This is a genomic window from Asanoa siamensis (assembly GCF_016862555.1).
GTDB classification, from domain to species: Bacteria; Actinomycetota; Actinomycetes; order Mycobacteriales; family Micromonosporaceae; genus Asanoa; species Asanoa siamensis.
Genome location: NZ_BONE01000034.1, coordinates 79,720 through 90,240 on the forward strand (window position 1 = coordinate 79,720; position 10,521 = coordinate 90,240).

Consider the following 10,521-nt stretch of genomic DNA (forward strand, 5'->3'; position numbering starts at 1 on the left):
ACCCCCTACGAAGTCGCATTGGTGGTGGTGACCAGTTCGACCGTGGCTTCGGCCTCCGCCGGGTACGTGTCGTCGAAGCCGAAGAAATCGAGCATCGCCGCGTCGTACGAGATGGTGACCGTGACCCGGAGGAACTGGGTGCTCTCGTTGCCGTCGTCGTCCTCGCCCAGGGACACGGCGCGGTCGACGATCGTCGGGTCGTCGAGGTTGTCGATGAACGCCAGCGCGGCGCTGGTCGCGGCGGCCACGTCGACCGTCGCCGGTGTCCCGGCGATCGCGTCGGCCACGTTGATCGCCTGACCGCCGGCCCGGGCGGCCTCGGCCGCGATGTTCGCCGCCCGCTGGTAGGCCCGGATCCGGCCGATGCCGTCGAACGTCAGGCCGATCACCACCAGCACACCGACGAGCGCGACGGCGATGAACACGCTGACCCGGCCACGGTCGGAGCGTGCGGCGGTCATCACAGGCTCCGTCCGCGGTACCAGTCCAGCGGCGAGGTGTAACTCGCCCGCACGGTCGTGGTGGTGGAGCCGATGAACGGGAAGCCGACGAAGTCGAGCACGCACTCGACCGTCACCGTGACCACCGGCGGCGGCCCGTCCTGTGGCCCGAGCTCGTCGTTGGCGAACGCGGCGTCGACGGCGGGCGTGATCGTGCGGTTCACGCAGAGCACGTCGAGTTCGTCGAGCGTGTCGTTGGCGGCGTCGGTGGCCGCCGCCGCGGCCAGGCCGCTCTCGCGTTCGATGGATGCCGCGCGGGCGCCGTCGTGTGCGGCCAGGTCGACGGCGTTCTGCGCGATCGTCACGCGCCCGACGAACGACGCGACCACCATCAGCATGATGAACGCCGGCAGCAGGATGGCCACCTCGACCGACGCCGACCCGCGGGCGGCCGACCCCGCGCTAGTCATTCTCGTCCGCGAACGTGAACCGCTCGACCTCGCCGTGCGCGGTCTGCGTGACCGGGAAGTCCCAGCCCGGGATGACGGACAAGGCCTGCCCCGTCACCGTGAATGCCACCTCGTCGGCTTCCGCGGGTGCCGGCTCGACCGACGTGTCGGTCAACCAGTCGCCGGTGTGGGTGAGGAACTCGTTGGCCTTGGCGACGCCGGCTCCCGCGGGCGCCTGGTAGGCGCGTTGGGCACTGACGGCCTCCTGCGCCGCGGACAGGGCGGCCGACCGGGCGAGGAAGACCGCCGCGATCTGGATGGCCAGGAACAGCAACAGGATGATCAGCGGCGCCACGATCGCCAGCTCGACGGGTGAGGCGCCGCGGTCCCGATCCCCGGGTACGGCCCGGCGCCGGAGCGCCCGCGTGGCGCCCGTACCCGGGATCGGTAGGTGGCCCATCGGTCAGCCTTCGCCGCCGTCGCCGCCCGGCATCTCGGCGATGTCGCCCGACTGGTCCATGAAGCCGTCCGCCGTGGTCATCGCCCAGGCGACGACGAGCCCGGCCATCAGCGCGAGGCCGACGATGATGATCGCGGTCGGCACCGGGTTGTCGCCCCGGTCCCCTTCGCCGTCGCGACCCAGGGTGCGCAGTCGCGCGCTGGCGACCGTGTAGAGATAGGCGAGGTACACCATGACGTGCGTCCTTTCAAATGCCCGGGGTCAGACCCGGGTCAGGAAGGGGTAGAGAACGAAGCCCATGAGTACGAACACGAGCATCGCTCCGGGTACGTCGAGACGGCCGGTGACCGCCTCGGCGCGACTGAGGTTGTCGGTGCGGATCTGGTCGCGCAGTGAGTCGGCCCGGGTCCGCAACGTCTCGTGGACCTGGGCGCCCTCGGTGCCGGAGGCCTGCATGATGGCGCCGACGTCGCCCAACTCGGGCACGCCGATCTCCTCGGACAGCTCGCGTAGCTCGTCCCACGGCGAGTGCATCTGCAACTGGGCCAGCCGCAGTGCCGTGCGGATCCGCTCGAACACCCAGCCGTCGCAGACCGTCGCCGCGTTCTCCAGCGCCTGCACCGGCCCGTGCGCCGCGGTGAGCTGCAGCGCCACCAGGTCGAGATAGGTGCAGACGGCCCGGCTGAACTCGCGCCGCGCCCGTTCGGCCTTGCTCAGCACGTCGCGGTGTGCGACGAACGCGGCGACGGCGGCCAGGCCGAGACTGCCGATCACCGGGACGAAGAACGGCATCCCGATGCCGAGCATCTGGAAGATCAGTGTCAGCAGCACCGGCGCGAGCAGGCCGGCGCCGGCGGAGATGAGCAGCGACAGCGCGTACTGCTCGGGTGTGCGGCCGAGCAGCGCCAGGTCGCGGGTGGGCGGCCGCAGCCAGCGGGAGAGTCCGCCCAGCCAGTCGAGGTTGCGGCCCGGCGCGGCGGTCGCCATCGGTGTGGCAAGCGGTGGCTGGTGCAGCCGGCGTAACGCCGGTGCCAGCGCGGGCGCGGCGGGCATCGACTCGCGGACGATGACGAACAGCCCGGCGCCGATCAGCGCGCCGCCCACGACGCCACCGACGAACGGCAGGTTGACGATCATCGGATGGCCTCCTCCAGCTTGGGTGCGGCGAGGAAGCGCGCGGCCTTCGGCGGCAGGCTCATCGTGCGGACCCACGCCAGCAGGGCGACGAAGATGCCGCCCAGCACGACCATCACGATCTGGCCGGTCGGCGTGCCGTACGGGCGCATGTAGTCGGGGTTGACCAGGCCGTACCCGAGCACCAGCAGGACCATGCCGGTCAGGAAACGCACCGCGAACCGGGGCTGGGTGCGCTTGGCCTCCACCTCGCGCCGGGTGGCCACCTCCGCCGCGGCGGCCGAGGCGATCGAGCCCAGCACGTCGCCGAGGCGCTCGCCCCGGTCGCTGAGGTGCAGGATCAGCGCGGCCACCACCTGGTCGGCGACCGGGTCGGCGATGTCGTCGGCGAACGCCAGCAGCGCCGCCCGGGCCTGCCAGCCGGCCTGCAACCGCGCGGCGAGCAGCCGTACCTCGTCCTGGATCTGCTCCGGCACGGTCGCGACCGTGCCGACGATCGCCTGCTGCAGGCCCTGCCCGGTGCCCGAGACGTCCTTGAGCCGGCGGGTCCACTCACCGATCGCCTCGATCCGGGCGACCGCCCGCTGCTCGGCCCGGCCGACCGTGAACAGCCACGGCGTGCCCGGCACGGCGATGGCCACCAGCAGGCCGACCACCGGGAGCCCGGTGACCAGGAACGCGAGCGCGCCGGCCGCGGCCGCGCAGACCAGCAGCGTCTGATGGCGGCGGCGGTCCCGCGGGTGGTCGCTCGCGCCCGTCCACAGTCGACGAAGCAACGAGCCACCGGAGCCGGGCCGGGCCGGCCGGGTGGTGCCGACGACGGCGACCACCGCGAGCACGATGCCGGCCACGCAGGCGGCGCCGGACAGCAGCGCGATCAGCTCGAGGTCGGCGGGCAGCTTCACAGGCCACCCCGCTGCCGCAGTTGGGTGTGTCGCGGCCGGCGCCAGGCACCGACACCCGCCTCGATGTAGCGGGTGAGCATGCGGGCGTCGTACCCGATGCGCAGCAGTTGATCGCGGACCCGTTCCGGCAGGTGGCGCGGGATCGCCCGCCCGTCGGCGCCGGGCCCGAAGACGGTCGTCGTCGCGATCCGGTTGTGCTCGCTGACGCCGATGACCTCTTCGATGTGCGAGACGAAGCGGTGCTTGCGGCCGCCGATCGCGGTCTCGTCCTCGACGGTCACGTAGACGATCAGGTCCAGCGCGTTGCCGGCCATCCGGCGGGCCTGGTCGACGGTCATCTCCCGGCCGTGGGAGAGCGCGAGCTCGATGATGCGTTCGCTCACCCCGCCGGGCGTACGCGCGTGGATCGTGCACATCGAACCGCGGCTCGTCGTCATCGCCTGCAGCATCGGCACGATCTCGCGCGACCGGACCTCGCCGACGATGATCCGCAGCACGCCCATCCGCAGCGAGACGGGGATCAGGTCGGCGATCGTCACCTCGCCCGCCGGGCGGCCGTCGAAGCCGCGCTCGCCGTGACCCTCCCGGGCCTCGAAGCTCATCACCGCGCGGTGCTTGAGCTGCCGGCGGGCGGGCAGCAGCTCGCGGCTCTCCTCGAGCAGCACGTACGGCTCGTCGGCCGGGATCTCGTTCATCAGCGCCCGGATCACGGTGGTCTTGCCGGCCCCGGCCAGGCCGGCGACCATGATGTTGAGCCCGGCCCGCATCGCCGCGCGGAGGAAGTCGCGCACGAGCGGGTCGACCATCTCGTCGAGGTCGGCGCGGGCGCCGGCCAGCTCGTCGAGCGTCACGTCGAGCGTGTTGTGTCGCCGGATCACCGCGTACGGGCGATGGCTGACGAGGAACACCGCCGCGAGCCGGCTCCCGTCGGGAAGCTGCAGGTCCAATGTGGGCTTCGAGGTCGACAGCGAGCGCTCGGTGGAGCCCGCGCGGCGGGCCGCCGCCTGCAGGATGTCGACCATCTCCTCGTCGCTGTCGGCGATCGGGTCGCCCCAGTCGACACCGCCGCCGTGCCGGGTGATCCGGACCTGGTCGCAGCCGAGGATGTGCACCTCTTCGATCGACTCGTCGATCAGCAGCGACTGCAGCCGACCGAGGCCGACCAGCTCGGCGGTGACCTGGTCGAGCAGGGCACGCTCGTCGGCGGCGTGCAGCGGGGTGCCGGCCCGGCGGACGGCGTCGGCGTACGCGGCGACCACCTCGACGGCCAGCCGGGTGCGCTCGAGGTCCTCCTCGCCCGGTGTGTAGTCGCGGCCGCGCTGCCAGCGCGTGAGCCGCTCGGACAGCTCCCGGCGCAGTTCCCGGACGATGGCGAAGTCGACGCGGCGGCGCGAATGGGGTTCCGGCGCGGTTGGTGCGGGTGTGATGTGTTCGGGCGGCGCGGGGTGGTTGGCGGGCGCCGGGTGGGCCGGCTCCGGGTGGTGGTGGCGGCCGTTGGGCAGCAGGGGCGGGACGGTCGAGGTGGCGCCCCGGGGGTCGTGTGCGACGGGCTCAAAGCGCATGGCTCACCTCCGTGGTGGGCCAGCTCAGCCGGGCGCGGCGCCGTTCGAGCAGGCTGTGCACCGGCACCTCGAGCGCGCCGGCCGCCCGCATCAGGGGCCGGTTGGCGCGGACGGTGCCGCCGTGGGTCAACACCTCGGCGGTACGCGGGTCGTGCGGTAGCTGCCCGATGACCGGCAACCGCATCGCCTTGCTGATCTCCGCCTTCGGGTGGCCGTCGCCGACCACGACCAGCCGAAGGTTGCCGGACGGCACGCGATGGTCGGCGAAGTCGCGTTCGATGGCCTTGACGGCGCCGCGGGTCGCGGACAGGTCGGCCAGCCGGGCGCCGGTGACCACCAGCACCGTGGCCGCGGCGCGCAGCAACGGCCACGGTGGGTTGCCGACCTGGATCCGTCCACAGTCGACCAGCACGTCGAACGGCGGCTGGCCGCGGTCGAGCGTGCCGAAGAAGTCCGCGAACCGCTGCCAGAACGGCGTGACGCTGCCGGCCTGCGCGGCATCGACCAGGCCCGGCAGCAGCAGCCGCTCGCGCCGGGGCGCGTCGAGGTCGACGAGCTGCGACCAGAAGTGGCTCTCCAGGTTGCCGTCGCGCAACTCCGCGACGGCGACCTCCCCGAGCCCGCGCCGGCCCTCCAGCGCGCCGCCCAGGTATCCGGCGAGGATGGAGCCGCCGGCGGGGTCGCACTCGGCCAGCACCAGGCGTCGGTGCCAGGTCAGGGTGCAGGCCAGGGCGGTGGTGGTGACACCCGGCGCGCCCTTGCCGGAGACCAGCGCGATGATCGCCACCCGTCACGCACCGGGGGTGAGGACGACGGCGATCCGGTCGGCGTCGGCGAGCAGGACGACCGCGGCCACGTCGGAGGCCTTGAGCGCGAGGTAGACCGTTGCGTTCGTGCGCTCCACGGCCATGTCGATGACGGTGGCGTCGTACCGGGTGACCGCCTGGGCCGCGCCCTTCTCGGGTGTGCCGACCAGGATCACCTTGTCGCCCGGCTGTAGCCGCCGGGCCGGCACCTGGTTGGCCCGCAGGCCGAGCGCGACCTGCTGCTGGCCCGCGCCGAGCAGCGGCTTGTCGGTCAGGTGCCCCATGGTCAGCAGCGAGCCGGGCACCAGCGGCACGGCGGCGCGCTTGCCGACGACCTGGGCCTGTTGGCTGGCCGGCACTGGTGCCAGGCCGGCACCACCAGCCACCTGTACGGTCACCAGGTCGTCGGCGGTCAGCGTGGTGCCCTGGGGCACCTGGCGCGCGACGGCGAGGTAGGAGCCGGTCGCCTTCACCGACGTGATCGCGAACGCGGCGCCGAGGCCGCCGAGCGCGATCAGCAGCACGGCGAGCCCGAGCAGCCCTGGGCGCATCCGGCGCTGGCGGATCACCTTGGGCGGGGCCACCGGTGCGGGCACCGGGATGGCGTTGTTGCGGGTGGGCGTCGCGGTCACTTGGTCACCACCTGGAGCTCGTCGATCAGGATCTCCGCGACGTCGCTCTCCCGGAAGACGCCGCCGATCGTGTTGCCCTGGTCGTCGCCGACGCCCCACGTGACGCTCCACGTGGTGGTCGCGCTGACCTCGAACGGGACGGCCTTGCCGGCGGCGCTGCGCTTGCTGGCCACGCGGTAGCCGTCGTACCCGCAGGTGGGCGATCTGCCGCCCTGACGCACGTACGGCGTGCCGGGGTTGGTGCAGGTCACGGTGTTGCCGTCGCCCATGTCCCAGACGATCCGCTCGACCACGGCGACCAGGTTGACGGTGACGCCGCCCTCGGACTCGCTGGCGGTGAGCGGACCCCAACTGCTCTCGTCGTCACCCGGGTCGGTGTCAGCCGGCACCCAGAGCCAGACCGGCAGCCCGACCAGGCCGGCCTTGCCCGGCTCCGGCGCGATGCCCAGCTCAGGTGGGAGCAGGTCGAGGCTGGCCAGCGCGCGGTTGGCCAGTTCCGCGGGGTCGGGCGCCGCGAAGCCCGGAGGCGGATCCGCGAGGACGACGGGCTCGCCGCCGGCCAGGCCGCCGGCGCCGCAACTGCGGATGTAGGAGGTCATGCCCTCCGGCACGCCCGCCGGTTGGGGCTCGGCCACCCGGTAGTAGCAGCCGTCCGAGGAGTTGAACCAGCCGAGCAGCGGGTCCTGGCAGGGCACTTCCTCGCCGTCGCGGACGCATGGGCCGCCGCCACCGCCGCCACTGCCGTTTCCGTTGCCATTGCCGCCGCCACCGCCGTTGCCCGTGCCGCCGCCCTCCTCGCCCCAGCCTTCGCAGGTGGTCTGGTTGGGCGGGCACTCCGCGCCGCCGTCGGCCGCGAGCGCGGTGACGGCGTTCGCGGCGGCGAGCGTGAGGATGAGGCCGGCGGCGAACACGGCGAGCCGCGTCGCCTTGTGTCGGGTCAGCACGGCTGGTCCCGGTGCGCCAGGCCGACGTTGACCAACCAGCGGCCGTCGGGGTAGCGGCTCGCGGTCGCCGTGGCCACGTATCGGCCGGCGGTGTGGTCCTTGAGCTTCTTCTTCGTCTTCGCGTTGACCATCGTGTAGCCGGTGGCGTCGATGCAGTCCTGGATCGAGACGGTCGCCGGCACGGAATCCAAGCTCACGGCGGTTACGCGTGGGTCGGAAATGAGTTTGCCGGTACGCATCGCACCGTGCTCCTTAATGTCGCGAATAGTGGTCCGGACGCGGGTCAGCAGCGGATCGGCGAGGTATTTCTTCAGCTCCGGATAGTTCGGGTCCGGAATTGCCTCGGCCTTTCGGGCGGCCGCGAGATAACCGGCGTACGCGTCGAGAGCGGCCTTTGTGGCCGTGGCCGTTTCGGGGTCGGCCGAGCGCGCCGGCGCATTGTCGAACGAGGCCGTCGCGGGCGGCTCGGAACCGCAGGCGGCAAGGGCCGCCGCGAGCGCGACGGCGACGACGGCGCACGCCGTTCGTGGTGCGGGCACGGTGCATCCTCCCTGCGTCGCCTGGGACCGTGGGCGAGACTGGGCGTGGTCATCCAAAGGTCGGACGGTGATCCGACCCGCGTTTCGTATTTACGAGCTTTATCGGCGGTAGTGCAACACCCGAGGGCCGAGCATAGGCTGACGATCGCCGATGCAACAGGGGCGATCTCAAATAACACGTACGGTCACGGCTGCGGGCTGGATCGGCCGGAAAGGATCAATCATGGCGGCGTATTTCGGCCGGCTGCGGCACTCGGGTGTACGCGATCCGCGGTTCTTATCTAACGACGGACAGCGTGTGCGATTCGCGCCGCGATATGCGCGAGACCGTCGGTTTGTGTCCGATTCACGGATCGGCTCTCGGGCTGTTGATGGCGCGACGTTGTCCACGGACCCTGGTCCGGCCGGCGTGGCCGCCCGTGGTCCTGGAAGATCGACTATTGCGATCATGCCAACACGTTCCGTGACTGTTGGAGGGTTGTCGTGACGGTGGCAGGACGCGTACGCACGGCGCCGCGCTGGCTACCGGCCGTGTTGGTGGTGCCGTTGCTGCGCCGGCTGGCGCTGCGCCACGCCGTGGCGCCGGGTATGCCGTGGCGGGACACCTGCCCGGCGTGTGACGGCGCGGTCGGGCTCGACGGTGCGCTGTGGCCGCTCGGGCGGTGTGGTGCGTGCGCCGCGCGGGTGGGGCCGCCGCCGTTCGCGGTGGAGGGGCTCGCGCTGCTGGCCGTCGTGGTGGGGGTGGTGGCCGTGCCGCTCGCCGTCGTGCCCGCTTATGCGTGGTGGGCGGCGTTCGCCGTACCCCTGGTGCTCGTCGATCTGGCCGTGCACCGGCTGCCGGACCGGTTGACGTTGCCGGCCGCTGTCGGCGTGGTCCTGCTGCTCGGTGCGGCCGCCGCGGTCGGTGGTGGGTTCGACCGGTGGTGGCGTGCGGTGTTGGCGGGCGCGGCGGTCGCGCTGTTCTTCGCGGCGACGACGCTGGTGCTCGGGCGGCGGGGCTTCGGTCTCGGTGACGCGAAGCTCGCGCTGAGCTGTGCGGCGCTGCTCGGCTGGTTCGGATGGGGCGCGGTTTTGCTGGGGATGATGGCCGGCCTGGTCGCGTCGGCGGTGGTCAGTCTGGGTTTGTTGGTGCTCGGCCGGGTGCGGTGGTCGAGCCACCTGCCGTTCGGGCCGTTCCTCGTGCTGGGGACGGTGGTGGGGATTCTTGTCGTACCCGGCTCGTAGCGTGGTCACGTGGTCACCATCGACGAGGTGCGCCGGCTCGCCAGCACGCTGCCGCGGGCCTATGAGGTGCTGGTCCGCGACCGGGTCAAGTTCCGGGTCAAACAGATCGTGTTCCTGTCCTTCTCCCGTGACGAGGCGGTGATGGGTTTCGGCTATCCCAAAGAGGAGCGGGCCGCGCTGGTCGCGGCCGAGCCCGACAAGTTCCTGATGCCGGAGCCGTCCGACGAGCGCTACAACTGGGTCCGGGTGCGGCTGGCCGCGCTCGACGAGGCCGAGATGCGTGAGCTCGTGCTCGACTCGTGGCGGATGTGCGTTCCCAAGCGGGTCGCGCGGGAATTCCTGGAGGGCCCGCCGGGCGCGCTAACGTCCAACGGGTGACAGCGGAGACGATGGTCGGGTTCGGCCGCAAGCAGGCATGGCTGGCGATCCGCGGCCGTGACCCGGGCGCGGTCGTCGAGGCCCTGGGCCTGCGCGACCTGGGCCCGGCACCGTGGCGCGAGGGCGTCGACCTGGCGCACCTGACCGACGACCGGCTGGCGGTGACGCCGCCCCTGCCCGGGGCGCGCGACAACGACTGGATCCTGGTCGCCGGCCGGCGGCTGTTCACGATCCCGAGCACGGTCGAGGCGGTGGCGCTTTCGGTCGCGCTGGAGACCGAGGTGCAGTTCTTCGCGACCCACCGGGTGGGCGAGCAACACCGCTGGGTCCGCGCGGTCGACGGCGTCCTGGTCCGCGCTTTCGACTTCGTGGGCGAAACAGGCGCGGTCACCGAGTGGCGCGGCGACCCTGACGACGCGGAACGCGCGCTGGGCCTCCCGGAAGCGGCCCCTGACGACGACGCTCTCCTGGTCGGTGAGGACGATGTCGCGCGCCTGGCGGGCCGTTGGAGCGTCGACCCGACATCGCTCGACGGCCGTCCGTCACCTGGTCGACTACACGTCGCGGCGGCTCCGGAGTGACCCGACGCGTCCTGCGCCCGGCGGTGCGTCGGAGCCGACGCGGCTGATGTCAGTGGCGTTCGAGTGGCGTGGCCGGTTCACCAACGCGGAGATCACCGCGTTGCACGCCGCGGGTTTCGGACCGTCCGCCGCCGCGGACGACTGGTCGGGCCGGCTGCTGAGGCACAGCCTCGGGTGGGTCTGTGCCCGTGCCGACGACGGCGCGCTCGTCGGCTTCGTCAACGTGGCCTGGGACGGCGCGACCCACGCCTTCATCCTGGACACGGTCGTCGCGCCGACCGCCCGCCATCAGGGAGTCGGCGCCCGCCTGGTCCGACTCGCCGCCGACCAGGCCCGCGCTGCCGGCGTGCACTGGCTGCACGTCGACTTCGAACCCCACCTCCGCGACTTCTACCTCGGAGCCTGCGGCTTCCGCCCGACCGAAGCCGGACTGATCGCCTTGTCCGGCTGAGCCGGACAACCGCGAT

At 72.3% G+C, this 10,521-nt stretch carries 15 protein-coding genes; 4 read left to right on the forward strand and 11 right to left on the reverse strand.

Going from position 1 to position 10,521, the window contains the following annotated elements; genetic code table 11:
* Window positions 1-5: 5 nt before the first annotated feature.
* The 11 genes from Asi02nite_RS21390 to Asi02nite_RS21440 are packed head-to-tail and all read right to left on the reverse strand — an operon-like array spanning window position 6 to window position 7,871.
* Window positions 6-461, reverse strand: coding sequence for a hypothetical protein (locus tag Asi02nite_RS21390; protein WP_203715583.1), 456 nt, complete (start codon window positions 459-461; stop codon window positions 6-8).
* On the reverse strand, window positions 461-910 hold the full coding sequence (locus Asi02nite_RS21395; RefSeq protein ID WP_203715584.1) for a TadE/TadG family type IV pilus assembly protein: 450 nt from the start codon (window positions 908-910) through the stop codon (window positions 461-463). The genes Asi02nite_RS21390 and Asi02nite_RS21395 overlap by 1 nt, the downstream gene beginning before the upstream one ends.
* A complete protein-coding gene (locus Asi02nite_RS21400; protein WP_203715585.1) occupies window positions 903-1,349 on the reverse strand; it encodes a TadE/TadG family type IV pilus assembly protein in 447 nt (148 codons plus the stop codon). The genes Asi02nite_RS21395 and Asi02nite_RS21400 overlap by 8 nt, the downstream gene beginning before the upstream one ends.
* A gap of 3 nt (window positions 1,350-1,352) precedes the next feature.
* Complete coding sequence (locus tag Asi02nite_RS21405) at window positions 1,353-1,583, reverse strand: hypothetical protein (protein WP_203715587.1); 231 nt, start codon at window positions 1,581-1,583, stop codon at window positions 1,353-1,355.
* A 27-nt stretch (window positions 1,584-1,610) separates the two neighbouring features.
* The gene (locus Asi02nite_RS21410) at window positions 1,611-2,486 is read right to left on the reverse strand and encodes a type II secretion system F family protein (protein ID WP_203715588.1); all 876 of its coding nucleotides are present in this window, start codon (window positions 2,484-2,486) and stop codon (window positions 1,611-1,613) included.
* A complete protein-coding gene (locus tag Asi02nite_RS21415) occupies window positions 2,483-3,388 on the reverse strand; it encodes a type II secretion system F family protein (RefSeq protein ID WP_373312300.1) in 906 nt (301 codons plus the stop codon). The genes Asi02nite_RS21410 and Asi02nite_RS21415 overlap by 4 nt, the downstream gene beginning before the upstream one ends.
* Window positions 3,385-4,950 (reverse strand): TadA family conjugal transfer-associated ATPase, encoded by a 1,566-nt coding sequence (locus Asi02nite_RS21420; RefSeq protein ID WP_203715590.1) that lies wholly within the window; start codon window positions 4,948-4,950, stop codon window positions 3,385-3,387. The genes Asi02nite_RS21415 and Asi02nite_RS21420 overlap by 4 nt, the downstream gene beginning before the upstream one ends.
* Window positions 4,940-5,737, reverse strand: a complete 798-nt coding sequence (locus Asi02nite_RS21425; RefSeq protein ID WP_203715592.1) for a CpaE/TadZ family protein — start codon at window positions 5,735-5,737, stop codon at window positions 4,940-4,942. The genes Asi02nite_RS21420 and Asi02nite_RS21425 overlap by 11 nt, the downstream gene beginning before the upstream one ends.
* Window positions 5,738-5,740: 3 nt before the next feature.
* Window positions 5,741-6,388, reverse strand: a complete 648-nt coding sequence (locus Asi02nite_RS21430; RefSeq protein WP_373312301.1) for an SAF domain-containing protein — start codon at window positions 6,386-6,388, stop codon at window positions 5,741-5,743.
* Window positions 6,385-7,332, reverse strand: coding sequence for a hypothetical protein (locus tag Asi02nite_RS21435; protein WP_203715594.1), 948 nt, complete (start codon window positions 7,330-7,332; stop codon window positions 6,385-6,387). The genes Asi02nite_RS21430 and Asi02nite_RS21435 overlap by 4 nt, the downstream gene beginning before the upstream one ends.
* A complete protein-coding gene (locus Asi02nite_RS21440) occupies window positions 7,326-7,871 on the reverse strand; it encodes a hypothetical protein (RefSeq protein WP_203715596.1) in 546 nt (181 codons plus the stop codon). The genes Asi02nite_RS21435 and Asi02nite_RS21440 overlap by 7 nt, the downstream gene beginning before the upstream one ends.
* 483 nt (window positions 7,872-8,354) lie before the next feature.
* Between Asi02nite_RS21440 and Asi02nite_RS21445 the strand changes: the two genes are divergently transcribed.
* Genes Asi02nite_RS21445 through Asi02nite_RS21460 form a run of 4 tightly spaced genes read left to right on the forward strand, consistent with a single transcriptional unit; the run spans window position 8,355 to window position 10,505 of the window.
* A complete protein-coding gene (locus Asi02nite_RS21445) occupies window positions 8,355-9,095 on the forward strand; it encodes a prepilin peptidase (RefSeq protein WP_239126886.1) in 741 nt (246 codons plus the stop codon).
* 9 nt (window positions 9,096-9,104) lie between these two features.
* On the forward strand, window positions 9,105-9,473 hold the full coding sequence (locus Asi02nite_RS21450; RefSeq protein WP_203715598.1) for an MmcQ/YjbR family DNA-binding protein: 369 nt from the start codon (window positions 9,105-9,107) through the stop codon (window positions 9,471-9,473).
* On the forward strand, window positions 9,470-10,054 hold the full coding sequence (locus Asi02nite_RS21455; protein ID WP_239126888.1) for a hypothetical protein: 585 nt from the start codon (window positions 9,470-9,472) through the stop codon (window positions 10,052-10,054). The genes Asi02nite_RS21450 and Asi02nite_RS21455 overlap by 4 nt, the downstream gene beginning before the upstream one ends.
* A 46-nt stretch (window positions 10,055-10,100) precedes the next feature.
* On the forward strand, window positions 10,101-10,505 hold the full coding sequence (locus tag Asi02nite_RS21460) for a GNAT family N-acetyltransferase (RefSeq protein WP_203715600.1): 405 nt from the start codon (window positions 10,101-10,103) through the stop codon (window positions 10,503-10,505).
* Window positions 10,506-10,521: the final 16 nt, after the last annotated feature.

What these genes read in the sequence shown, in the direction of transcription:
- Asi02nite_RS21390 (WP_203715583.1), bottom strand. Translation starts at nt 461, where the DNA reads ATGACCGCCGCACGCTCCGACCGTGGCCGGGTCAGCGTGTTCATCGCC.
- Asi02nite_RS21395 (WP_203715584.1), bottom strand. Translation starts at nt 910, where the DNA reads ATGACTAGCGCGGGGTCGGCCGCCCGCGGGTCGGCGTCGGTCGAGGTG.
- Asi02nite_RS21400 (WP_203715585.1), bottom strand. Translation starts at nt 1,349, where the DNA reads ATGGGCCACCTACCGATCCCGGGTACGGGCGCCACGCGGGCGCTCCGG.
- Asi02nite_RS21405 (WP_203715587.1), bottom strand. Translation starts at nt 1,583, where the DNA reads ATGGTGTACCTCGCCTATCTCTACACGGTCGCCAGCGCGCGACTGCGC.
- Asi02nite_RS21410 (WP_203715588.1), bottom strand. Translation starts at nt 2,486, where the DNA reads ATGATCGTCAACCTGCCGTTCGTCGGTGGCGTCGTGGGCGGCGCGCTG.
- Asi02nite_RS21420 (WP_203715590.1), bottom strand. Translation starts at nt 4,950, where the DNA reads ATGCGCTTTGAGCCCGTCGCACACGACCCCCGGGGCGCCACCTCGACC.
- Asi02nite_RS21460 (WP_203715600.1), top strand. Translation starts at nt 10,101, where the DNA reads ATGTCAGTGGCGTTCGAGTGGCGTGGCCGGTTCACCAACGCGGAGATC.